General features: G+C 49.2%; 21 protein-coding genes and 2 pseudogenes. 13 read left to right on the top strand and 10 right to left on the bottom strand.

Going from position 1 to position 24,603, the window contains the following annotated elements:
• Positions 1–219 precede the first annotated feature (219 nt).
• Positions 220–1,347 (top strand): hypothetical protein, encoded by a 1,128-nt coding sequence (locus ACTG2U_RS19985; RefSeq protein WP_439975019.1) that lies wholly within the window; start codon positions 220–222, stop codon positions 1,345–1,347.
• A 68-nt stretch (positions 1,348–1,415) separates the two neighbouring features.
• On the opposite strand, the gene ACTG2U_RS19980 is transcribed toward ACTG2U_RS19985, so the two are convergent.
• Positions 1,416–2,578 (bottom strand): IS3 family transposase gene (locus ACTG2U_RS19980; RefSeq protein ID WP_429070639.1). Its coding sequence is split into 2 segments (ribosomal slippage): positions 1,416–2,323 and positions 2,323–2,578, totalling 1,164 coding nucleotides; the frame shifts between segments, so codons are not numbered across the junction.
• A gap of 296 nt (positions 2,579–2,874) precedes the next feature.
• A complete protein-coding gene (locus tag ACTG2U_RS19975) occupies positions 2,875–3,909 on the bottom strand; it encodes an IS110 family transposase (protein ID WP_201035198.1) in 1,035 nt (344 codons plus the stop codon).
• 83 nt (positions 3,910–3,992) lie between these two features.
• Here ACTG2U_RS19975 and ACTG2U_RS19970 point away from each other — a divergent pair.
• The 3 genes and pseudogenes from ACTG2U_RS19970 to ACTG2U_RS19960 form a co-directional block, all read left to right on the top strand.
• Positions 3,993–4,691: pseudogene (locus tag ACTG2U_RS19970) on the top strand (DUF932 domain-containing protein); the annotation flags it as partial.
• 94 nt (positions 4,692–4,785) lie between these two features.
• A complete protein-coding gene (locus tag ACTG2U_RS19965; protein ID WP_042081036.1) occupies positions 4,786–5,775 on the top strand; it encodes a YqaJ viral recombinase family nuclease in 990 nt (329 codons plus the stop codon).
• A complete protein-coding gene (locus ACTG2U_RS19960) occupies positions 5,772–6,752 on the top strand; it encodes a recombination directionality factor (protein WP_290071313.1) in 981 nt (326 codons plus the stop codon). The genes ACTG2U_RS19965 and ACTG2U_RS19960 overlap by 4 nt, the downstream gene beginning before the upstream one ends.
• An 11-nt stretch (positions 6,753–6,763) precedes the next feature.
• On the opposite strand, the gene ACTG2U_RS19955 is transcribed toward ACTG2U_RS19960, so the two are convergent.
• The gene (locus ACTG2U_RS19955) at positions 6,764–7,114 is read right to left on the bottom strand and encodes a helix-turn-helix domain-containing protein (RefSeq protein ID WP_024945016.1); all 351 of its coding nucleotides are present in this window, start codon (positions 7,112–7,114) and stop codon (positions 6,764–6,766) included.
• 246 nt (positions 7,115–7,360) lie between these two features.
• Between ACTG2U_RS19955 and ACTG2U_RS19950 the strand changes: the two genes are divergently transcribed.
• The 8 genes from ACTG2U_RS19950 (at position 7,361) to ACTG2U_RS19915 (ending at position 10,678) form a co-directional block, all read left to right on the top strand.
• The gene (locus tag ACTG2U_RS19950; protein ID WP_024941032.1) at positions 7,361–7,684 is read left to right on the top strand and encodes a hypothetical protein; all 324 of its coding nucleotides are present in this window, start codon (positions 7,361–7,363) and stop codon (positions 7,682–7,684) included.
• Between the two features lie 12 nt (positions 7,685–7,696).
• Positions 7,697–8,146, top strand: coding sequence for a hypothetical protein (locus tag ACTG2U_RS19945; RefSeq protein WP_279489621.1), 450 nt, complete (start codon positions 7,697–7,699; stop codon positions 8,144–8,146).
• 83 nt (positions 8,147–8,229) lie between these two features.
• Entirely contained in the window at positions 8,230–8,577 is a 348-nt protein-coding gene (locus tag ACTG2U_RS19940) for a YkvA family protein (protein ID WP_160882158.1), read from the top strand.
• Between the two features lie 19 nt (positions 8,578–8,596).
• On the top strand, positions 8,597–9,022 hold the full coding sequence (locus ACTG2U_RS19935) for a DUF2787 domain-containing protein (RefSeq protein WP_160882159.1): 426 nt from the start codon (positions 8,597–8,599) through the stop codon (positions 9,020–9,022).
• A 9-nt stretch (positions 9,023–9,031) separates the two neighbouring features.
• On the top strand, positions 9,032–9,442 hold the full coding sequence (locus tag ACTG2U_RS19930; RefSeq protein WP_439975018.1) for a hypothetical protein: 411 nt from the start codon (positions 9,032–9,034) through the stop codon (positions 9,440–9,442).
• Positions 9,435–9,692 (top strand): hypothetical protein, encoded by a 258-nt coding sequence (locus ACTG2U_RS19925; protein ID WP_156852394.1) that lies wholly within the window; start codon positions 9,435–9,437, stop codon positions 9,690–9,692. Before ACTG2U_RS19930 ends, ACTG2U_RS19925 begins: the two co-directional genes overlap by 8 nt.
• 111 nt (positions 9,693–9,803) lie before the next feature.
• Entirely contained in the window at positions 9,804–10,304 is a 501-nt protein-coding gene (gene radC / locus ACTG2U_RS19920; protein WP_156852395.1) for a RadC family protein, read from the top strand.
• A 68-nt stretch (positions 10,305–10,372) separates the two neighbouring features.
• Entirely contained in the window at positions 10,373–10,678 is a 306-nt protein-coding gene (locus ACTG2U_RS19915; protein ID WP_232354301.1) for a hypothetical protein, read from the top strand.
• Between the two features lie 69 nt (positions 10,679–10,747).
• Here ACTG2U_RS19915 and ACTG2U_RS19910 read toward each other — a convergent pair whose 3' ends face one another.
• Genes ACTG2U_RS19910 through ACTG2U_RS19890 form a run of 5 tightly spaced genes read right to left on the bottom strand, consistent with a single transcriptional unit; the run spans position 10,748 to position 18,135 of the window.
• Positions 10,748–11,455 carry a hypothetical protein gene (locus ACTG2U_RS19910; protein WP_335815395.1) on the bottom strand — a complete coding sequence of 236 codons (708 nt, stop codon included), beginning with the start codon at positions 11,453–11,455 and terminating at the stop codon, positions 10,748–10,750.
• 3 nt (positions 11,456–11,458) lie between these two features.
• Positions 11,459–12,175 carry a hypothetical protein gene (locus ACTG2U_RS19905; protein ID WP_139730806.1) on the bottom strand — a complete coding sequence of 239 codons (717 nt, stop codon included), beginning with the start codon at positions 12,173–12,175 and terminating at the stop codon, positions 11,459–11,461.
• A 3-nt stretch (positions 12,176–12,178) separates the two neighbouring features.
• Entirely contained in the window at positions 12,179–14,146 is a 1,968-nt protein-coding gene (gene pglZ, locus ACTG2U_RS19900) for a BREX-3 system phosphatase PglZ (protein WP_439975017.1), read from the bottom strand.
• A gap of 2 nt (positions 14,147–14,148) precedes the next feature.
• On the bottom strand, positions 14,149–16,947 hold the full coding sequence (locus tag ACTG2U_RS19895) for a DEAD/DEAH box helicase (RefSeq protein ID WP_438417121.1): 2,799 nt from the start codon (positions 16,945–16,947) through the stop codon (positions 14,149–14,151).
• A gap of 6 nt (positions 16,948–16,953) precedes the next feature.
• On the bottom strand, positions 16,954–18,135 hold the full coding sequence (locus ACTG2U_RS19890) for a hypothetical protein (protein ID WP_439975016.1): 1,182 nt from the start codon (positions 18,133–18,135) through the stop codon (positions 16,954–16,956).
• A 113-nt stretch (positions 18,136–18,248) separates the two neighbouring features.
• On the opposite strand from ACTG2U_RS19890, the gene ACTG2U_RS19885 reads away from it, so the two are divergent.
• A complete protein-coding gene (locus ACTG2U_RS19885) occupies positions 18,249–19,196 on the top strand; it encodes an IS30-like element ISAeca1 family transposase (protein WP_012564931.1) in 948 nt (315 codons plus the stop codon).
• Positions 19,197–20,347: 1,151 nt separating this feature from the next.
• Here the strand turns inward: ACTG2U_RS19885 and ACTG2U_RS19880 are convergent.
• A pseudogene (locus ACTG2U_RS19880) lies at positions 20,348–20,827 on the bottom strand (DNA methyltransferase); the annotation flags it as partial.
• Positions 20,828–20,875: 48 nt separating this feature from the next.
• Positions 20,876–24,601 carry a DUF6079 family protein gene (locus ACTG2U_RS19875; protein WP_439975015.1) on the bottom strand — a complete coding sequence of 1,242 codons (3,726 nt, stop codon included), beginning with the start codon at positions 24,599–24,601 and terminating at the stop codon, positions 20,876–20,878.
• Positions 24,602–24,603 lie beyond the last annotated feature (2 nt).

Below are 24,603 nucleotides of genomic sequence, written 5' to 3'. Positions count from 1 at the left end.
AAGTAATCATTTCATTTTTAGGCCAAAGCGATCACATTCCCTGTGTCTTGCACAGATGTTCATGGATGGTTGTTTTTTGTTCAGCCATGTGGTGCCACATCCTCTGGTGAGGCTCCTTATTTCGAGCACCTACCTAAATGCGTACATTCTAGATATCCAATGGTGGATATATTTGGTATTTTAGGACTAATTAATATTTTTTCATCAGAGGAGTTAAGTGTGAAAATTGTGGATACTATTAATGCATCTCAGTACCAGCACATATTGATTAATGTGTTAGACAGACTAGTCGACTTTTATATCACTCTATATGTCGCAAGGAAGAGCGATCATGAAGTAGTTTCTGTGCTTACCGCCATCAGAAATGCTACCGAAAGCTACCTCGTTGACTCGGGATTTACTCAGCAAGACCTAATTGATATAAATGCTGTTGACGAAGCCTTGGACATTTTCCAAGTTAACTATTCTTATTGTCGCTCTATATCTAAAAAAATTATCAATGTGAACCCTAGGCTAGACGCCATCAACAAAAGATTCGCAAGATATATATATGAAATAAACTCTGGCAATTCAGTTGAGTTAGTTGAAGATGAACTAATTATTCATAAACTTCAATCTGAACAACAATCTATCATGAAAGATTTTATTTCTTTCCTTAAAGAATCTCACCCGTGCCTTCACCTAATCAGAATTATTGACATCGTTAATGCGCCTAAAATAGAAAAGTTAATCCCCCTCATTAATAACGTTATTCAATCATGGAAAGAGCTCAACCATATTGGCAATGATAATAAAAAACATGATAATGAATGTATTGTTGAGACAGCTATCGATAACATAATCAAACTAGCAGCATTCTACCCTGAACGTCTCTATCCTGGGTTGCGCTATGCATTCCCTCAATACGAAGATGCAGAGAATTACGATAGCCTTGCCATTTCGTTTAGCCATAAAACATCCACAAAAGATATGCAAAGCGCACTAAATGATATCAATTTTCAATTTGAAAAATTCAAGATATACTACCATAATCACGAAATTAATTTCATCGATGACATTCGCCTTGAAAGATTAAAGCCATTCATATCCAAACCTGTTAGGGATAATGAATATATAAAACAATTAAATAGCATTGAGGGCACATTCCATGCTTTATTTGCATGGGAGAGGTGCCATTTAGATGGTTTATCTAAAGCAGATGCGATTAATGAAACTCACCTTTTATTCAATGAATCCAGAGACCTAACCATCCCGGCTGAAGATTATAAAAGAAAAGTAAGAGAAAGATTTAAAAACATTGAAGGTTACATTAAAGATAAAGCATCATACATACACTCCTTAACCTAAGCGTTGAGATCAGCAAGGTTTAAAATACAACATTCAAGATTTTTAAACCTTGTCTGAAACTGTAGTGGTCAACTAAATCCGGACACTTGGTTAGGCCGAACCTCGGCTTTTGCTGGCGGTATCCCGTCATTGTATTGATGTGGACGCCGCCAGTTGTAGTAATCCATCAGGTAATAACTGATATCCCGCTTTGCCTCCCGCACGCTCATGTATCCCATAGCCGGAACCCACTCCGTTTTAAGACTTCTGAACAATCGCTCCATCGGGGCATTATCCCAGCAGTTGCCACGCCGACTCATGCTCTGGGTCATGCGATAGCGCCACAGTCGTTGCCGAAATGCCCTACTGCCATATTGGCTGCCCTGGTCAGAGTGAAACAGCACACCAGATGGGCAACCACGCTGCTGATAGGCCATCTCCAGTGCTTTGATTGCCAATTCTGCATCAGGTTTATCAGACATCGCCCAGCCCACGACCCGCCGGGTGTGCAGGTCAAGCACCGCTGCCAGGTAATGCCAGCGTCCACCTGCCCAGACGTAGGTGATATCGCCACACCACACCTGATTGGGTTGCTGGACATCAAATTCGCGAGCCAGCAGATTGGAAATGTCCGGTCGCTCAGACTGGGCGACCTGATAACGATGAGCGCCCGGCTGTTTGGATACCAGCCCGGCTTCCTTCATCAGGTTACGTACTTTGAATCGACCAATCTGATACCCCAACTCCCGCATCATCGACATCAAGGCGCGGCTGCCTGCAGAGCTCCTGCTCTCTTTGAACAACCGGCGCAACTCACTGCGTTGCTGTATCCGCTCACGGTTAATCGCCCGTCTGCGGGCCAGATAGTCGTAAAAGCAGGATGTTGGAACATCGAAAGCGCAGCAGACCAAGGTGATGGGGGCTTGCTCCCTTAATCGGTCTATCAGCGCGTACGTGTGAACTCGTCCGCCATCAAGAGAGCAGTAGCCTTTTTTAGAATGTCCTTTTCACGTTCGAGCCGGTTGATACGGGCTTCCAGCTCCTGAATTTTTTGCTGCTCCGGAGTCAGTGCTTTGCCGATTGGGGTTGTGCCAGTTCGTTCGGATTGCAGTTGCTGAACCCAGCGGCGAAGTACGGTTTCACCGACATCCAGTGAACGGCTGGCTTCAGGGACAGAATATCCCTGGTCGAGCACCAGGGATGCGGCTTCGAGTTTGAATTCGGCAGTAAATGAGCGACGTAATCTTGTCATTGAACACCTCAGGTCATGGTGGCGACTGTACCACCTAAAATGGTGTCCGGGATGATTAGACCATATATGGACGCCCCCGGGTTGTGCAAGAACTGAACTGATACGGTTTGCGACCATATATCCGGCGTTATGATGGGATTAACTCCCTCGCCATGATGTCATCCGAGCCTTGCTTCCTTATCACTACACCGGTATATGCATACCCAGGTCTAATTCAGGCTGTTACAAGGACGGTACCCGTTTCTTCATCAGTGCCTGCAAACTCAGTAACGTAGATTTTCTAAGCAAATATCAAATTAACTTCCTGCAAAAGCTCTGTTCATACTGAAATCAACCGAGTCAGTTAGTACACGCCAGATGATCCGAGTTAACTTATTTGCCAGGGCGACAGTGGCTTTCAAGAAGCCACGCCGCAATTCAATTGCCTTAACCCATCTCCCTAAACTGTCATCCCGTTTTTGCACACAACGCATCACCGCTCGAGCGCCATGGATGATCAAGGTCCTCAAGTTACGATTACCGTTCTTGGTCATGGATGAAAGCCGTTGTTTTCCACCTGAACTGTGCTGTCGAGGGACTAAGCCACACCAAGCAGAAAGCTCACGGCCGCTGGAAAACTGGGTGGCATCAACCTCACTGACCACCGCAGCGGCAATCAGTGGCCCGACACCAGGAATGGTCAATAAGTGGTGATAGGCAACCTGCTGGCTGGACAGTTCAGCTAGTTCCTTATCCAAGACATCAATCCGTTCAGTGAGCATCTGCATATCTTCTCGTAACAGGCTCAGTAGTCGGCGAAGCGTGAAGGTTATCGTATTGTCTCCGTCTTCAAGCACTTCTGGCAGTTGTCGTTGCAGGCGTTGTAACCCGGCTGGAATAATGACTCCGTACTCGGCAAGTAATGCCCGTAGTTGGTTAGCCAGAGCGGTTCGCTGCTCAACTATGAGCTGGCGAGCACTACGTAACGCCTTGATATCTTGTTGTTCTGTAGTTTTAACTGAGACGAAGTGGATCCCTGGTCGGCAAGCTGTTTCACAAATAGCTAATGCATCGTTGGCATCATTCTTCTGGTGTCTTGCAAAGGCTTTGACATGCTGTGTGGGAATGAGCTTTACGTCATAGCCCATCGATATCAGTGCTCGTCCCCAGAAATGAGATGTTGAGCAAGCTTCCATAGCAATCAGTGTTTGCGGTGGAAACTGGCGCAACGTGTGGAGCAGTTTCTGGCGAGATATTTTACGATTCCAGGCAACAGAACCATCAGCCATCCATACACACACCTGAAAAACAGACTTAGCAATATCGATTCCAACTACTTTGATCGTGTTCATGTGGTGATCCCCCAAGTTGAACGCTGTCAGCCTAAGTATGAAACTGACCGCGCAGGGAGGGGGCGTCCATCACATCACTACAGGTCCAGCCTCATGAGGTGCTGCACTTTTATCAAGACTTGGTAGAGGTAGGCGGCTTTGAGTTGGAAACTGCAGGTTCGCTCAAGGGCGGCCGCAAATTATGGGCACTGGCCAAAACGGGTCAAGATATAAAATTGAAAGGGGGAGACAGGGTAAAATTCTACCTACTGCTCGCCACCAGTTGTGATGGTACGCTGTGCACCACAGCACAATTTACCTCGCTACGAGTCGTCTGTAATAACACATTGCAAATAGCACTACGGGATAATACCGGGGCGATCAAGGTTCCCCACTCCACTCAATTTAATGCTGCTGCCGTCAAAGAGGCATTGGGCCTTGGCATGGCAAATTGGGATCGTTTCCAACAAGAGATGGCGGCGTTGAGCAATCGTCCAATATCCCCAGTAGAAGCCCTTAATTTCTTCGGTGAGCTACTCAATGATCCGGCTGGCGATGATGAGAATATTATTCTCAGTCGTCCCGCCCAAAAACTGCACGAGCTGTATATGGGCGCAGGCATGGGCTCTGAGCTTGCCAGTTCCCGCAATACCGCCTGGGGGCTGGTCAATGCGGTCACTGAATACGTGGATCACCACCGCCGTGCCCGCAGCCAAGATCACCGGCTCGACTCCGCCTGGTTTGGTCAGGGGGCCCAACTCAAATCCCAAGCCCTGAATCAGGCACTCACTCTGCTGCAGTAATTACGCTTCCCCATTCAAATCGCATAACGACCTCACCCGGACTGGCGCAAGCCAATCCGGGCGTAGCCATTTATGCCGTCAACAAGGAATAGTCATGAAAGCAAAAGCCAAATATGGCCAAGCCCTGCGGCTAGCCTCTACTACCCAGTTAACCCGCGAGCAGTGGCTCGCTATCCGTAAACTCGGCATTGGTTCCTCCGATGCCGCCGTCGCAGTGGGGCTCTCCCCCTACAAATGCCCGCTCAGCCTCTGGCTGGAGAAGACCGGTCGCAAGGAGCCGGAGGATATCTCACACAAGGAAGCCGTGCTGTGGGGCATTGAGCTGGAGCCTGTGTTAGCGCAGGTCTATGCCAAACGCACCGGCTTTCGTGTGCGACGGGTCAATGCTGTGCTGCAACACCCCGAGCAACCCTTCATGCTCGCCAACCTCGATCGGGAGGTAGTCGGCCATCCCGATGGGCCGGGCATTCTGGAGATCAAGACCGCCAGCTATCACAGCGCCCCCCAGTGGGAGGAAGGTGTGCCGGTGGCTTATCAGTGTCAGGTACTGCATCAATTGGCGGTTACCGGCCATGCCTGGGCTGAGGTGGCAGTGCTGATCGGCGGCCAGGATTTTCGGATTTACCGCATCGAGCGCGATGAGGAGAAGATCCAGGATCTCACCGAGCGGGAAGCGCAGTTCTGGCAGATGGTGCAACAAGACCAGCAGCCCGATCCTGACGGCTCCAGCGATGCCGCCAATGCCCTGAGCTGGCTCTTTCCCCGCGATGATGGTCAGACGCTGGATCTCTCGGATTCTCCCGAGTTTAACCAGCTGTTTGGGGAGCTACTGCGCTTACGTCAGCAAAAGGAAGCTGTCGAGCTGCAGGAGTCACAACTCAAACAGCGGCTGCAAGCGACCTTGGGTGAAGCGACAGCCGGGCTGTTTGCCGATGGCAAGATCACCTGGAAGCGCAGCAAAGACCGGCTAGCACCGGATCTCGAAAAGCTCGGTCAGGATCATCCCGACCTGCTCACCCGTTACGTCAAACCGGTGCCCGGCGTGCGCCGTTTCACCATTCAACCCTTGAGGCAAACACCATGATCAAAGGACTGGCGATCACCCCGCCCGTGATCGGGCGGATCTGCATCGGCAAGCTGGTGCAAAAACAGGATAAGTGGGTACCGGAGAAGGACGACAGCTTCACCCTCACCACCCAGATACAGCACAAGGGGGGATGGTTGCTCCATCCCCTGCATCAACACTACTCATCGCAAAAGAGTGGCCAAGGGCAGGAGCAGACCAAGATCCGCGCCATTCCAGTGAGGGTGCTGTTCAACGACAGCGACTTGAATCTGCGGGCGGAATACAGCGCCTTTGACCGGCAAACCGGCAGGCCGCTCTGTGTCGGGAATGGGGAGGTGGCAAGACGTGTAGGGGCACAAGGCATGGAGGAAGTCAGCTGCCCTGGACCAGAGCGCTGCGCCTTTGCAGGGCAACAGGGCTGCAAGCTGTACGGACGACTGAACCTGTTTGTGGAGGGGCAAGGGGATGAGCTGGGTAGCTTTATCTTCCGCACCACCGGCTACAACTCGGTGCGCACTCTGGCGGCTCGACTGAAGTACCTGGAGGCAGTGAGCGGGGGCCATACCCGCTATCTGCCGCTCACCCTGCGGTTGCGGGCCAAGAGCACCACCCAGTCGTACCGCACACCGGTCTACTACGTGGATTTGACCTTGCGGGAAGAAACCAACCTGACTGAGGCAGTCAGGCAAGCACAGGAGGCCGCCCGGCGTGATCAAGAGGCGGGGCTCGCCATCGACCAGATGGAGCAGGCCGCTCGCGACCTGCTGCGCAATGGCCAATTTGAGGATATCGATGAAGAGGTGCCGATGCTGCTGGAAGAGTTCTATCCTGAAGCAAACAGCGACGATACGGCGAATGGAAACGTAGGGGCAGTGGAGGTTGCCTCACATAACGCACCGCAAAGCCAAGTAACCAGAATGCCGCAGAGGCCACAACCAAGAAGGAGTCCACTCACCAACAAATTGGGGAAAGGGAGCCCATCCTCTCCCCAGTGAATGGCGGGCGTTCAGCCGGGACGGGCTAACCGCTCAACCAACCGCTCAACCGTTTCCAGCAACAGGGTTCGGTCAGCATCATCGAGCCGGGCCAGTTGCTGGCTCAGCACAATGCCCTGCTCGGTCGGGCGGTTACTGGTCTCGCGCAGAAAGTCCGCCAGCTCACAACCAAACAGTTGAGCGAGCTCCGCCAGCCGCACCACGGTCGGCACCACAATCCCTCGCTCCATTCGAGAGACGGCCTCCATCCCGATATTGAGGTGTTCAGCCACATGCTCTTGCGTGAATCCGGCTTGAGTACGCTTGTGGCTAATCGCCTTGCCAACGCTCTTGGCTAACAGCTCAAGGTTGATATCTGTCATGGTTCCTCCAGTCAACCCGTATGGTTGACCATGGACTCATTGACGATAAGGACTCAAAAAGGCGAGTATCAACTAAGTTGGTTGTAATTGGCCGTAAATCGATGATCGCTACGCTGACCGCCTCACCGACAACAAACATCAATCCTCGTTTGTGGCATCCCCTCCCATCTCGGGTAAAGCGCTTTTACGCGAGCGGTTAGGGCGACTGCCATTGTTACTATTACTCTGTTACATAAGGAAAAGTACATGGCTCGTTATCCCGTTATTGCCACCCTGTTTTTTCTCGTCGTCACCATTTATTCACTCTGGACCGGTAGCTCTCCGCAGCTCGGGTTCTGGGGCCATATCTGGCACTTTGTCTTTGGCTCGCTTTTCACCTCACTTGGCCTGATGGGCGGGGAATTGTTCCGCCGCTTTACCCAACCAGACATGCTGTTTGCTGACGGCGCACAGGAGATGTTCAAGAAAAAGTTGTTTTGGAAAGTTGGTCCCCAGCTCATCGGGGGCGTGGTGGGCTACATCGCGGCAGGTGGCTTTTTACAAAATGTGTTGGGGTACTACGTTGGATAAGGAGAGCTAACCATGAACAAATGTTGGATCACGTTGACGGCCATCCTGCTATGCAACAACGCCCTAGCCTATGGCGAGGCCGGACGCTGGAGCAGCGGCTGGGGTCAGGGCACCAGCGAATATACGGCGGTGGTCAACGAACAGAACCATCTCTATATCGCCTGTAATGACACCCGCAAAGTCAGCATGACGGCCACCGTGCAGGGCAAGGAGTACGGATCTTATGCTGGGCAGGCTTTCACCATCATCGTCGATGGCAGCCAATACGATGCGCCCTATGAGACCGAGTCCCGTGTCGGTGAGAACAATTTCTTCGACATGTGGGGCAAGCTGCGCAAGGCCAAGTCGATCAGCATTTTAACGGCTGACGGCAAGCAACTGGCCCTGCCAACCAAAGAGGTCGCATCTGTGCTGCCCGCCACCAATACCCCCGAGTTTGACTGCTTGATGTGGGACCAATAGCTCATACCCATTCCTATCCAAGAGGAGGCATTTGCCTCCTCTTTTTATTTCTGCCATTCACTCACCCGTGAAGGAGACGCACTATGCCCCCCTGTATTCCCCCTGAATGCGAGCCGTTCGATCACCAAGGCTTTTGGCACAAACTCTGGGCCTTTGCCAAACGTGCCGGTCGGCCTTTGATCGAGACCTGTCTGCTGCTCTACTACACCAGCCAGAAGGATGATCTGCCGCTTTGGGCCAAACTGCTGATCTACAGTGCGCTGGCCTACTTTATATCGCCCATTGATGCGATCCCGGATGTGTTGCCGATGGGACTCGCCGATGACATCGCGGTACTGAGTGCAGCTCTCGCCAGCATTGTCGCCTTTATTGATGAACAGATCCGTGCCCGTGTGGCCAGAAAAATGCGCGAGCTGTTCGGCCAAGATTAACCCCCACAAGGAGTACACCATGACCATTCCCTTTTTCCGGGACGGCTTTGCCCTGCCCGTTGCACAAGCATTGCTGGTTCTGCTCGACCAAGAAGTCGCTAAAACCGAGCTCAATCTTGAGCGCTTAACCCAACTGACTTTCAACTTTCGCAATCCCGGCTACAGCGCTGAGCAAGGCGGCGTGCACCCAGTCGAGATCCGCCTGATCCGTGGGCTTGATGGCTGGCTATTCGATTACGTCACCGATTTCAGTTATCAGGGGCTGGGCTCGGATGCCGAGCTCAGCAAGGAGCTCGATTTCAACTTCCTCGATGGGGAACACACCATGCTGGGCTGGGGGCCTCTGCGGCTGGCCGAAGCGCGGGAATTGTTCAACATCTGGCAAAGCAACTTCATTGCCTACTACCGGTTGGAATGCTTCAGCGTCACCGTCACAGGAGATTAGGAGGACACCATGAGCCAAGAATTAGCGATCTCCCACTATACACGTCAGTGGTTGGGACACGTAGCGACCAGCGCCAAGCTAACCCCCACCTGCAGTGGTCAGCGCTGGTTGCTACATCTGACCCCGGATAGTCCACACATCCGCACAGTCACCCTGCAAGTGCGCTGGTCTGGGGCGCAGTGGCAATTGCTCTCCCTCAGCAATGCCGAGGACTGGCACACAATGAGCCAAACGGTGGATGAGATCTGCATTGACCCCAAACGTCGCTGTTTCTGGCGCAGTCAAGCAGGCCCCGTGCCACTCACCGAGCAACCCCGCGTGCTGGCCAGCTTCTTGGCTGACCTGCAGCGCATCTGCATCCATCGCGGCTATGCCGTGGCGAGTGACCCTATCCCCAACCAGGAGGCAGAAGATGATTAGTGCTGTGCTTGCTATTGAGCTGGAGGCTTATCGTGAGTGCCATGGCCAAATTGAAGTGGTGCATGACCGAGGCGCACAGGTAGACGGTTATGCCCTCTACCTGCGCTATGAAAACGAACGGGGTGACAGACTGGCGCAATGGCTGTGCGACCACCCGGATCACTGCTGGCTGACACGGGTAGGTAACTTGCTCTCCACCAGTTACCACGTTCCGCTACACGACTACACCCAGCACACACTGGCGGCCTGAACACTTCCAGCCAAGTCAGCGCTCACATTCCATTCAGTAACCCATTAACCAACCACCTCGCCAACCCTGCTGCGTCTGACGCGGTGGGGCGATGGCGTATGGAGTACCATCATGCTGCATCACAAACTGATCGCCGGGGAGATCCCCGGCACCTATCTCGTCACTGAGTTGATTAACGAAGAGGAGCTGTTGACTATCGCCAACCAGATCGCCCGTCAGAAACTGGCCAAGGGAGAAGCTATTACCGACAAACACTTGGCACAGCATGCACTACAAACCCTGTTGCAGAGCAGAGAGCACGAAGTATTTGCCATGCTGTTCTTGGATAACCAGCATCGGATCTTGGCATATGAGGAGCTGTTTCGCGGTACGCTAAGCAGTGCCTCCGTCTACCCACGGGAAGTAGTGAAACGTGCGTTGGCGCTTAATGCTGCTGCCCTGATGCTGGTGCATAACCACCCGTCGGGATACCCAGAACCCAGCCGGGCAGATATCGAAATAACCCACCGATTGCAGACCGCGCTAGAGCTGGTCGATATCCGGCTCCTGGATCATCTGGTGGTTGCCACAGAGGGGATTGTATCGCTAGCCGAGAGAGGGTACTTGGGTTGAGCACTCCCGCTGTGGTTCAGTCACCATTTTTGCTAGACTCTGCACTTTAATTTTCTCCAAAAAATCCGATGATGAAACTCTTAAACACCTACGATGACAAAGATGAAGCCGAAGAAGCGCTGACCAAACTCCTTGGTGAAAAACGCCTAGCCAGTGAACGAGATAGCACCGTGGTGGTCTATAACCTATTTGGCGAGCCTACCTGGGGCAACTTCCATCGTCTTGGCATGTTCAATTTGCCGGAGCTACAGACGATGTTGGAGCAGCGCAAAGCTGGGCATGTTATTGATCAAGCCCGGCACAGCGAAATTTTGAGTATGCTACGCTATGCAGCGAAGTCTTTTGATATCACGCTTCCCGCTCATTGGCTATAAATAAACGCCGGAATATCCGGCGTTAATTTATAGCCCACTTTAAATAGATGTTGCTATTAATCGTTTCACTTATATAAAAATAATCGCATCATTAGCCTGATGATGGACATCTAGGCGAAAATTTGATGTTAAGCGATTCTCATTGAAGTTAATATAAAAAGGAAACCAAGCCGGGTCATTACTAATAGCAGAAAGACTTTTACTTGAGTTTCCTTCTGCTCTCACAGACACTTCCGCCAACCAAGACTTTACATCATCATGAGCGATTGAAATGGGCTTTCGTAACTGATATACACCTTGCTTGGGATTAGACAATAACTCCAAATTGATCAATGTCCTAACAACAAATTGAATACAACGCTTAATAGTTGATGTATCGCCATAGACTTCGGTTATACGCTGCTCCAGCTGCTTGTAGATAAATAAGCCTTCATGCTTAGCCATTTTTCCAATTTGTGCCGTAACATTATAAAAAAATGGATACTTAACCAGCATCATTCCCCAATGAATCGCAATATTTACCTCACTGTATTCAATAAGCAGTCTACAAGCATCGGCATGAAATGCTTTGGGTACGGAATTTGATTCTGAATCCCAAATTCCAAAGAGCAGGTTTCTAGTCTTATCTTGGGCAACTTTGCTATCAAAGCTGGGCGCAAGTAATACATCAATTTTATTTTTTAATGCTTGGCCGTGAACCCCATTTGCTGACCAAGATGCGGTTTGAACTAGCCAGTCCATCTCTAAATGCCGATTAAATCCAATAGCTGGTTTCATAACTCAATATTCCTTTTTAAAAATCACAATTGAGTTTCCTTGTTGCAGACATTCAAATGCCGACATATCAAGATTGGATAGGTTAATATCAAGATGGAAGGGAAAGAGAGCCTGATCATTCAAGGCATCATCAAGAGCAATACTCTCTTTGCTTGATGAAATGAGCAAAGCATCAAGCAGCCAATTTGCTAGATGACTATTTATGCTGACTCGTTGACTAACAATGGAGTAAGAGGCCGGACTCATATTTCGCTTTAATATGCCTAATTCCATTATGGTTCTTAATACGGCACTTAATGCTCTGCTGGTGGCTTCAGTTTCACCATAAAGCATACTCATACGCCGAAGCGCTTGGGCATAAGTAAAAGTATTATTCAGCCTTGATTGTCGGCCGATAAAGCGAGCGACTTCGGCAAAGAACGGCTTTCTCGCAATTAACATGCCCCAATGAATAGGTAAGGAAAATGATTCAGCCTCTTTATGTAATACAATACCTTTATCAAAAAAATTCTTTGTGTAATGGTCTACTGGCTGACTCCACACCGAGGTGAGCAAATTCCGCGCTTTACGGCGGTTTTCTTTGGAAACAATATACGCGCTTAAAAAGTTATCAAGATTATCATTAAGTTGTGCATATTCAGCCCCGTTTGCTACCCAACGAAGAGATTGTTCAAGCCACTCTTTTTCAACATGGCGACAGAAACCGGGAGTTTTAACCATAACTTATTGTTTTCTATTAACTATTATTAATGGAACGATAACCTCGTGGAGACTGATCCCCCCGTGCCCCACAACGACATCACCTTTGCCTTTAAAAGCACAATCAGCATTGGCGAGTAGTGGGTAGGTCGCTTTGGGAAGCCCTAGTTCAGGACCAGGCCATGCTATCACAGATCCATGGCAGGCTTGAGCAGTACTGTCACGTAATGCAGGATCGTGGTAGATCCGTACTCGTTCGCCTCTGGTATCAGCTTTCACTCCCTCATTGATATATCCGATTCCCGTCGCTTCCTGGCTGCCATGATCTGAAGTAATGATAATTTCAAAGCCTTTGTCTAATAATTCTGCAATTTTCTCTTTGAAATTCCAGTCGGTTAGCCAGCCATCTACGACCATATTCAAAGCAGACATTCCATTTTTTATACCGTGCATTTGCTCATCAATAAAATTTATGACGAACCCGGCTACTTTAACGCTTGGTGGAGTTATCAACTCTTGCCATGCGTCATTTGATAACGACTCAATTTTTTTGGCATAATTTATTTCTCGTTTGGCGAAACCTTTACCCTGCCAATAATCCAGCCATAGCTGCTCCTCTTTGCTGGTAGTCAGTAAAGACTCTGCAAAGGCAAAAGGTTTCTTGCCAGAGAATAAGGCCTGTCGTGATATTGATGTAATCGTTGGAACCCAAGAGAAACAGGCATGTTCTTCCAAAGATATATTGGCACACAACTGCAAGTGATTACGCAATAATGGCCACTGTCGAGCTCCCATGCCATCTAAAACCAATAAACATATTTTTTTGCCACTATCCACGCGCCGTGATAGCCAATCAGGGACTTTATGCAACATTGCAGGATAGCGAACCGTGGGAGTAGTTTGTAACTTTATAAAATTTAAACGTAGCCATTTTTGAAATAGAAAATCTGCAGTGGTGTTTAATTTCTTTATTTCTTCGAAAAGAGCAGCAACAGGAGGTTGTTTTTTGTTTTCATAAAACAATGCATTCATAATCCCAAGCGAGTGGGATTGTTCAAACCAAAATTCAGTATTAATACTTTCTAATTCACATTTTTCAAAGTAAACCTTGGCATTTTTCAATAAAAGGCTTATCCGTTCTCGCTCGGTTATCTCAGGCTCTTTGGCTATACCAAACCAGGCCCAATGTCCTGCGGGCAGGCCGTCTGTTTTCACCGGTTTGATAATGCCCTCGGCAAACAAGTTGTCGATAAAAACACGAATGTCACTATCTGCAAATGGTACTACAAGTTTCTCGCTTGGCCACGCAGTACTTGCAATAGCATTAGGTAACTCACTATGCAGATACATTTCCCATTGTTGCTGCAAGAAATCAAAAAATGCACTCTTGTTTGGAATTAATGCATTAAAGTCCCAATATTTAAATTTCGGCGAAAGACTGAGTAGACGAATGAGGCGCTCTTCAATCTGCGTTGGCATCTCAATACCAACATAGTGTTTTCTGATTAACAGCCTAACAAGGTCTGTATTAGTTTGGATCGTCTCAGGGGCTATGCGATAAATATGACGAAGTAAGAAGTCGAGGCTGGACTGCAGATTTAGTTTGCCAGGCGTATATAATTTCAGTGCATCCATTGCCGACTGGAGTAACGACGCCGGGAGCAATCTGATGGCCGATAAATCAATGTCTTGAAAAAACTCAGATAAGTGAAAGTTAATTTCACTTGATTCGACCTGAATGTCACAAGGGATAAATAGCTCTCCCTCTTGACCCAGACGGATTAAGAGGGAGTTTTTTTTCGTCCGTTTTCTCCATGCTTCATACGTTAGTCGAAGTGCGAGAGGATCCTTGTCATCAAATAAAATTGCATCTTTTTTTTGCAAGGCAGAGGATATTTTAGGCTCAAAGAGCAGTCCATCAGGATCGTTAACGATGTAAACAAACGAACCATCCAAGTTTACTTTTTGAATAACATCATCCTGCCAAGTCATATTTATCCTTTAATTTCAAAAACGGCGTGCAGCATCATGTCCGGAATCGCGTTGCGCTTTTTGTCCAGGTCCTGACGCCACTGTGCATATTCACTATTAAGTTGACGCAAACGGTATTGACGAACCTCTGGTAATCCAACGCGCTCTATCGCGCGTTTTCGTGCGTTAAACGAGTATTCGCCTTTCTCATAATGGTTATCTAAATCGGCCTGAGTGGCTGCCAACATGCTCTCGAACATCGCTTTGCCTTCCTGTTGCGCTGCCTGATGTAGCAGGGCATAGACTGACTGATGTTCAGCCGGTGCGGCGGCCAACTCATGAGGCAAGATGTCGAACTCTTTACTACAGACCGCATCCCAGACTCGCTGTGACGCTGTAGCATAATACTGACCATTCGGTTTTATATAGACAGGCATGTATTGGCAGCGACGCTCTTGGCCTGCCACCAGGCGGATACTCCACAATGCCCAGTAACCATTGGCTCCCGCTGGTAACGACTTTACCCTGACACAGGGGATCGGTTGTGCTTCACTCCAGACCGGCAATTGGCTACATAGCCCTCTGATCTTGGGATTTTCCAATGTGAGATGGGTAAGCTCGGGTCGTTGCTGGGCCTCTTTACCCATAAAGGTGACGCCACTCCATGCTGTGCCATCAGGCCAGATTAGGGTATGTCCACCTTCCTGATCCTCAATGAAATCCGCGGATTGCTGCATGCTGCGTTGCCAACGCAAGTAATTGGTAACCATGCTCTGTATCCAATAAGGCAGCGGGTGGTTCAGGGCTTGGCGATAGTCGTCGGCAGATAAGGGATCATCACCGCCAAACAGCGCATCCTGCTGCCGCTTATCGACTGCGCCGTCTCTTAATGTAGCCAAGGCTTTGGCTAGCTCCTGATCCATTAACGCAGGATCCGTGATAGAAGCGATAAACAATTCATCGAACAAATGATTGGCGGCGGAGGAGTCCAATACATCGCTGGTCTTATCAACACCAAACTCATCCAGGATGATCTGCAACTTGGTCTCGAGAACTTCACGAACCCTGTGCTCGACAGTATCTTCAAGCACGAAATTCAGGGCTCGAACGATATGCCGTTGGCCGATACGGTCGACGCGGCCAATACGCTGTTCCATGCGCATCGGGTTCCAGGGCATATCGTAGTTCACAATTACATGGCAGAACTGCAGGTTCAAACCTTCACCACCGGCATCGGTGGAGATCAGAATGCGGATGTCACTAGCAAAGGCGGCTTGCACTTTTTTGCGCTCTGCCAGATCCATGGAGCCGTTGAGACAGACCACACTGATCCCCCGTTCAATAAAAAACTGGGCTAGCATCTCTTGGGTTGGCACAAACTCGGTAAACACCAACATCTTCAGATGTGGGTTACCCTCTTCTTGCTGGAGTCGGTATAACCACTCGAGCAGCGCTTCGGCTTTGGCATCATTTTCGGCACTGACGCACTGCTCCGCTAACGTCAGTAGGCGGCGAACATCATTCTTCTCATTCTCCAGCGAGGCTTGGCATTGTGCTAATAACTCATCTAACTGGGCTTGACCATCCAGATCGGCCCACTCATCGGCAAAGGCAAGGGGCAACTCCTCTTCAACCCGCTTGTTTTCCAACACATTGAGTCGGCGAGCAAGGGTGCGGGCGATGGCCGCACTGCTGGAGCTTACTAAGCGCTGCATCAGGATCATTAAAAAGCCAATGGCATTTTGCTGTTTGGCTTGCGCCTGGTTGTAACCCTCCTTGATGTACTCGGTGACCTCTTCGTAGAGATGACGCTGCAAGGCATGCTGATCTTGCCAAGCCACCGCAACCAGTTCGGTTTGTCGGGGGTTAAACAGCGGTTTGCCTTCGCCATCAATGGCGATCCGCTTTTCAGTGCGGACTACAAAGGGTTGAACCCGCTCTTGGGTCACAGAGCCGACATCTGGGAAAGCCTCAGCATCCAGAAGCGCCATCAGGCGATGGAAGGCATCGCTTTTGCCTTGATGGGGAGTGGCGGAAAGCAGCAACAGGTAGGGGGCGGCTTCGGCCAGTCCCTGACCCAACTTGTAGCGGGCGACCTGATCGGTACTGCCGCCGAGCCGATGGGCCTCATCAATGACGATCAGATCCCATCCTGCGGCCAACAGATCATCAAACCGTAACTTGTTGTATTCATTTAGCTGTTTAAGTGTCCAGCCTTTGCGGCTTTCGATGGGCTTGATACTGTCAACCGGGCAGACCACCTGATCATGGCGCGACCAGATATTCTCCTGATCATGTTGCGATTTTTGCTCACTGGGCAGCAGCAGCTGAAATGACTCGTTAAAGTGAGTCTGCATTTCGCTGACCCACTGACTAACCAGCCCTTTCGGCGCACAGACCAGAATACGCTTGGCCAAGCCGCGCAATTTCAACTCGCGCATCACCAGCCCAGCTTCGATGGTTTTTCCCAGGCCAACTTCATCGGCAAACAGATAACGCACCTGTTTTTTACTCATCGCCTTGGTGAGCGCCTTGAGTTGATGTGGTAGCGGGATCACATTTGATTCGATCGGGGCTAACAGTGTGTCTTCTTGCTGAGCGTTGGCAATTTTCGCGGCAGTGGCTAGATAGCAGAATGCCTCAGCCGTCACCACTGGCTGTGCGGGCCGAGGGGTGAGATCGACAGCCGGTACCTTGAGCACCACATCTTGTTGCTGCAACCAGACGCGATAAAACTGCTGGCCCCAAAGGCCAGCGGTTTCGATCACTTTGACATATTGTTGATGGGCCTGACTCCAGGCCCAGTCTCCTACCTGCCACATGACGGTTTACCACTCATCGTCGGTATCGACCTGACTCAGGGTCACGGCCTGGTCGTAATACATCAGCAGTACCGGATCCTCTTCCAACACATTGCTGGGCAACTTCTCGGCCACGGCGATCAAAGCGGCAAACTCCTGCTGTTCCCAGAGTGTCTTAAAGCCTGTGCGCACTGCTTCAATGCGGAACACCTTGAGCTTCTTCTTGGCTGCCTTGTACTCTTCAAACTCTTTAAGCAGCGATTTTTCTCGCAACTTTTCCAAGTCACCCGCTTTATTGGGATCAGGGACATACCATCGATCTTTGGCTTTGGCTATCAAGGAAGAATCATTTTTCGCCAGGTTACGCAGCTCTTTCCAGTTACTGGATAGATAACTATGTATTTGATCTGGTACCTCATCCTGACCGTCATAACAGAGAAAGTTTTGGCTTAGCAGTTCGCGCAGGTCTAGGGTAACTTCATGCTTACTAAAGCCACTGAGTTGTTGCATATATTGAGGATTAATATCAGCAGATATCTGTGGCTTGTTTTTGAGAAGCTGGCGAAGCCAATCAATTGCAGAAGCTTCGTCCTTGACAAAAATCGAAGCTTGCATCAACTCTCCAGATATCAGCTTTTTCTTATCGTACTCAGCAACTTGCTCCGGCAGGAAATACATACCATCTCGTTCAATAAATCTTTCCAATAAGCCAAGTTGAAATTCTTTGCTATCAATAGGTAATTGGTATCCTTTTCTAACATAAAAGGATACCAATTGATCAAACAAAATTCTATGGTCTCGTTCTGGGATTTTTTGAAGCTGATCCCCACTATTTTTAGATGCGGGTAAAAAGCTTAGATGTGAACGAATAAAATCCCAAACCATACTAACCTCCCCCGAATTTAAAGCAATTTTCTCTTCAATTTTTTTATCAGGTTTGTAAGCAGATATAACAAGATCTTGCTTTACAGAGGTCGTATTTGTTACCGCATTAAAACTACCTTGTTGTTTATCTAGTGCTGCAACATTTGCGACAACAAAACCCGCCTCTTGAAGTCCAGATTGAATGGCATTCCAAACATTAGCTTGTGTATTAGAAAACTCAACTGTCATCCAATGACCTGTTTTTAACACTCTGAAAAATTCTTTAAAAGCAGATCTCATAGAGTGCATGTAAAATAGATGATCTTTTTGATGTACATAATTCATTACGAAGTCGTGAATTCAGATAATAAGTGCAATGCCCATGGTGCATAGGAGAGAGGCGGTCAACTACCAGTTAGGGTACGCTTCTTCTCGCCAAAGAAACAAAGCGATACACCATGAAATACCAGCAGTTGACCGAGGGGCTACGATACCAGATTGCCTGCCTCCGTGACCATGGCCTGTCACAGGCCCGCATTGCCAAACAGCTCGGGGTTCATCCATCGACTATCAGTCGTGAGCTTCGTCGTAATTGTGCTGGGCAGGCCTATCAGCCGCAGCAGGCTCACCAACTTGCCACGGCACGACGGCTGACGAGTCAGAAGCGTACTGTCCCGTCTGATACCATCGACTTTGTTTGCATGGCGCTGGTCGCGGACTGGAGTCCCGAGCAAATCAGTGGCGTTGGAGACATGATTAACTGCCCGGTTAGCCACGAGTGGATATACCGCTATGTGGCACGCGACAAGGCCAACGGTGGCACGCTATACCGGCATCTGCGTCAGGGTCACAAACGCTATCGCAAGGGTAAGAACAGCAAACGCAGTGTCATTCCCAATCCGGTATCGATTGATGAACGCCCTGCGATAGTCAATGAGCGGAGCCGTGTGGGAGATTGGGAAGTCGATACCGTGTTGGGTAAGCAAGGCAGCGGTGCAATAGTGAGTCTGTTGGAGCGTAAGAGCCGGCTCTACCTGGTTCAATACGTTCCCAGCAAAACAGCCAGCGCGGTGGCGGACACCATTATCAGCATGCTGAAACCCTACCAGGCACATGTCCATACCATCACAGCTGACAATGGTAGCGAGTTTGTCGAACATGAACGTGTTGCAGCAGAGCTGGAAGCGCAGGTGTACTTTGCGCATCCATACAGTGCATGGGAACGGGGACAGAATGAGAATAGCAATGGTCTGCTGCGGCAATATGTGCCCAAAGGCAGTGATTTGAGTGTGGTGACAGCAGAGGCACTGTCAGCCGTCGAAAAGCGGCTGAACTTCAGGCCGCGCAAATGCTTGGGATTCAAACAGCCACAGGTGGTTTTTGACGAACTTCTGAAAGCAGCCTGATTTTTAATCGGGAATTGCACTTCGAAGTTGAATTCGCGGTCATTTGGTGTGTTTGTTTTTACTTTTATCCACGCTTCAGCAAAAGAGTTAAGTTCTGCATATTGGAAATTTTCGCCAAATGGTGGATCGATAAAAATATAATCAACACTATCTGTTTTAATATAACCAAGCTTACCTGCACTCTGCGTTGAAACACAGCTATTACCAGTCATATTCCGACTTAGACTCGAGACTCCTTTCAATTTCCGTCTTAATACATCAAATACATTTCTTTCTAAATGAATTGATGGTGTAAATAAAGTTCCTGCGACACCACCACCACCACCGAAGTAGCCTTGCTTGCGGGAAATATAGTTATTTATGCCTGTAAGGCAAAATCTAAATAATGATGTGTAGTCAGGGTTAGATAATTCCAGCTTCCATAAAGACCCGTAAACATATAGTGCTCTTGGCGTATACATCCAATGGACATGACTGATTCCGCTGCCATTAATTAATTTATTAGTCTGTCGGCCATTTTCAAACTTACAAACTGGAACGGAGGATAGCTTTGGTAAATCATCTATTTTTTTAATTAACGCATTATATATTTCCTGTGTTATTTTTATTTCTTGTGATTTCGTACCGGACTTGACTGTCTGTTCTACCAATACTAGTTTTGGTTTTTTGACAGTGGTCCCTGTATATTTATCAAAGATATATTCAAAAGCTCGTTCCAATTTGGCAGCACCATCATTTTTTGATGTTGCCTTTCCTACAACCCCTTTACAAGATGGACATTTGAACGTTTTTTCAATATTCCCGCTGACCACAGCTGAACTCCAATAAATAATTTCAGATGTACAGTGTGGACAATGGAAAACATCAGACCAAACGCCATTCAAAACCCTCTCGGAATCCATTTCATACATCCAGCCAATACTTTCCTCAAGTATTGAAATTGCATTTAATGCCTCTGTATAAAAACCTTCAATATTGAATAATTTACCGTAGGTGTGCGTTATGAAACTTGCGATAGGGGATAAATCATTTAAAATCGGATTTCTTAATCCGATTTTTGAAATTTTTTCATTGTTAGCTTGCGAGATATAACCTTCATTATCGACGTTAAATCCTAATTCCCGAATAAAAGAAACATCTCCGCATAATTTAGATGCCACGCCTGTCATACCTGTACCAGAAAAACCATCTAAAACAATGTCTCCTGGATTGGTATAATGAAGAATATATTTAGCTATTGCTTTTGGTGGAACTTTAGTGTGGTATGTGTGTGCATTATATATTGGATCATTTTTACCTTCGCTAACATCTGCGGCAAATGGCTCACGATGATATTCCTCATCGCATTTTGGTTTTTGTGTTTCCCATTCCGCCACCAAATCGCCAATCCAAGGATTAGGGCAAGCCGTGTAATAGGGGGGATCGCTTAAATTTAAAATGTCCTCATCGTTACCTATCGGAAAGCCTTCAATCTTCCGAAACTCAGGATCTTGCAACTTTTCTGCTAACAGACCTAAAAAATAATCACGGCGAGCCTGATCGTTGGCAAAAGTTTTGCCCAAGCAGGTCACCGGGCCTGCCGTCTGATCTTGTTGTGGGCAATCACTGGAAAATAAGCTGTCTTGCTGCATGGTGCTTCCTATAGCGGGTGCAGTTTATACCGCACCCGCGACTCTTGATTAATCGATGATGATGCGAACTTTCGCGATGTCTTTGCCCTGACAGAGTTTGCTGAGCAGGCGGTTAAAGCGTTCAGCGATTTCGTCACGGCCCTGAGGCAAACCTTGACCGAGTGCATGCACGAGTTCGGCTGCGCTGACTCGCACCTCCTCCAACCCGGCGAGAACCAGATTGACCGCCTGAACAAAGGCGGAATCCAGTGGGTCAGGTAGCTGCCCTTGCTGAATAAAATCACGAATTAACTGTGCCTGTTCGGCTTTGAGCAGATCCAGATTAATAAAGGGGTCATCAAGCAGGCTGCTCAGGTTACTGAGCCAATCGCTTTGCAGGCTGTCAAGCCGCTGTTCCAGACTCTTTAATTGTTCACTGGCTGGCGCCTTGCCGCTCTCTTGGCGAGCATTAAACTCCATGGGGTTGGCATTCATCGCCAGCAGCTTTGGGTCGATAGGCTTGGCGGCTTGCAATTGCGCCGCCTCCTTACGCCACTCAGCCAGTTGTGTGGCCGGGAGCAAGGCGATACCGCTTAAGATCTCCAGCTCAGCCAAGCGTTGGTCATTCAACAGCTTGGCTTTGATCTTCTCTTCGTTGCCGTCGAGTCGCGCTCGCATATAGAGCTCAACATAGTATTTGGCATAGTCGGTTTTCAGCGCCGACAATGTGCTGAGCTGCGCGGCCTTAAAGCTGTCATCACCGCGCAGTGAGGGGTTGGCCAAACCTTGGCGTAGGGCATCCCGCGCCTGCTTGACTTGCTCTTGCCAAGCGTGAGATTCGGGCAATACCTGCTGCGCCTCTTTGAGATAGGCGCAGAAGGGGGCTAGATCGCCCACTACGGTTTTGAGCTGCACAAAGTTGTGCCATGTCTGCAGCATCTGTTGGTATGTGGCGATGTCAGCCGCCGTCACCTTAAGATTTTTCAGCTTGCCCGGTTTGTCGTAGCGCGCAATGGTTTCCAAAAAGTTCTTCAGCTCGCTCAGCTGGGTGGAGAGCGTCTGCTCCTCGCTCTCTTCCAGTACTGATTGCCCCCACAGCGGCAAGCGATCCTTAACGCTCTGCTGCCCCTTGACCAGCTCGTTAATCAGCGCCTCAGTGCGCTTTAACATTTCCCGCACCACGCCTTCATCGCCTTGCTGGATCGAAGTGGCTAGGCCATCATTCATCTCCAGCAGGGTGAGCAAAGCTTTTAATGCGGTGATATTAAAATCCTTGGGCGCCTGGATATGTTTAAAGTCTCTGAGCACATCAAAGGCAATGGACTTGAACTTGACCACATCGCTGGCGGTCAGGGTGTGGCCGACTACCACCAACTCGAGCTCGCCGCTGTAAACCAAACAGGCGATCAGCACTAGCAGCCATTCAGGCTCCAGGCGGAAGCTATCGGGCTTAAAGTAGAGGCGGGAGTTGATGGCCTCCAGCAATTCGGCTTGATTGACCACTTGCCCTTGCTGCTTGCTTTGCAGGACGGCCAAAACGGCTTGGGCATAACGCGATTGCAGCGGAGCGATTTTATCACCATCCAATAATTCCAACGCATCGAGCACGGCATTGGCGCGCTTGGTTGCTGCCCCACCGGAGACGACACTTAACGCATCCTTGGCTGCGCTTTCGATGTTATCGTAGGTGATCCATTGGCTAAAGCTGGGATACTCGGGTGCCAACGCTTCAAAGTGATTGGCCAAAATATGGCTGGCAACGGCTTCGAAGATATCTTTGAGACTGCCGATCTGGCTATCACCAAGTCCGGAGATGTTGCGCACCGAGGTGCCTTTTAGCCAGTCCATCATCGGCTTGTTTTGCCCGTTATATTGGGCAATGTAAGCCTCTTTGAAGTGGCTCTTGAGCCAGGTCTGCATCTCTTTGAGATAACCATCAGCCTTGAGTTTGTAGACATTCTTAGCGTTACCGGTAGCCGAAGCATGCAAGTCGATGGCTGCTGCGTAGTAGTTCAAGCAACGATCAAACTCGGCATCGGCGTTTTGCAAAACAAACAGCACTTCATCGCTACGGATAAACTCTTTTTTCAGCTTGGGCGGGTTATAGGGCTGAATAAAGTACATGTAATAGTCGAGCGGAGGTTTGGCTGTCTCGCGCTCATTGGGAGAGCCGAGGAACATCCAGCCGGGGCGGTTGACGTTACGATCCAACCATTTGAGCTCGTGCCGCCACATCTGAATATTAGGCTGCTGGGTATCAGTTTCTTCCAGGATCTGCAGCATGGCTTCACGATAAGCACCATTACGGCTGTCATCGGTCAGCAAGGGCACCTTGTTTTCGATATAGGCATCAAAATCTTCGGTCTTTTTCAAATCCAAAAAGAATTGATCGTTGGCCTTGTTCTTGGAAAAGAACTGGCCGTTGACGGTTTTACGGATCTTGGTCAATACCGCGACGATCTGGGTTTCCAGGTTTTTGCTCTTTTCCCCTGGCAACTGTTCGATACCGGGTAGATAGAGGCAAAGAGAATCACGTAGCTCGGCAGCCGTAGCCCCCATCTCGTTATAAACATCGCCGACGGACAAACGATGGATGGCCAGTCCGGCGACCAAGCGCTTGGCAAAATCGATCTCCGTAGCGGTGGGATAGGCTTGGTCGATACGCGTAAACAGGGTTTCACCGACCTCAATAACCTGACCGATCTCCGGGTTGGTTTTGGCGCTCGGGTCGCCTCTAAGCTCATCCCAGTAGGTGTCGTAAGAAAACACACCTGGCTTATCGGTAGGCACCACCTGCTCCATCAAGGCTTGCATCTGCCGCGACAGGCTACGCAGTACCTGGCGTTGCTCTATACCCGCGCCCCGCACGCGCTCGAAGGTATTGATGTAGTCAGGGTGCACTGGGAACATGCGCACAAACTCATCGAGGCGTTCGTTCATGCGGTCAAAGCAGGGGGTGAATTGCTGCAGGTACTCGCGGATCCAATGCAGTTGCTGGGCATCTTTTTTGAGCAGACGCTCGGCGACGACATATTTGATATCGTCACGGGTAATCAGCACCTGCTCGGCCCGGTCACGGATGCGTTTGACTTCTTGGGTGGCGAATGCAAGTTGCGTGCTATCAAAGATAGCTTCTTGCACACCACAGATGAAACGGAAACGGGTACCATCGATCACTTCACCCATCACACGCATCATGGCCATATCCAACGGCAGCTGCTGCTGATTACGAGAGCGCAGGTAATCGAGGATTTCGTCACAGATCAGCAGCAAACCTTGGTCGGGATAGCGCTCGTGAAACAGCGCCATCATCTTTTCAAAGTAGGGTTTGTGATTGGATGAGATTTCCTCCATGGCCGGGAATTGGTAGTCGATACCCATCTCAGCCAGGCCTGATGTCAAGTTGTCGGTGACAATATCGGCAAAGGCTTTTTTGCTAGCACCGACTTCAAAGCGGATGACTTTGAACTTGCCAGCAATCTTGTTCGCGGCTACACGCACCTTGTCGTTAGTGATGAATTGGGCCAATTCTGGAAACTCGGCGACGGCCGAGATCACCGACATCAAATGTGATTTACCGGAACCGTAGTTACCGACCACCCAGAGAGATTTGTTATCAACGGATTCGTCAAACTGAAGCTGAGGAATGATGATGTCCGCCAGCTTTTGCGACATTTTGTCCGAGATGACATATGAGGCCACCAACTGTTGAGCCTTTGACTGTTCTGCCGACTCTTTGAGTTTGATGATGGTGGTGACGGGCTCAAACTGAATGAGCTCCCCGTACTTTTTCATTT

The organism is Aeromonas sp. 95A (assembly GCF_051919235.1).
In the GTDB taxonomy this organism is placed as follows: domain Bacteria; phylum Pseudomonadota; class Gammaproteobacteria; order Enterobacterales; family Aeromonadaceae; genus Aeromonas; species Aeromonas veronii.
Note: the sequence above shows the minus strand (reverse complement) of the source record. Positions and strands in the feature narration are given on the sequence as shown.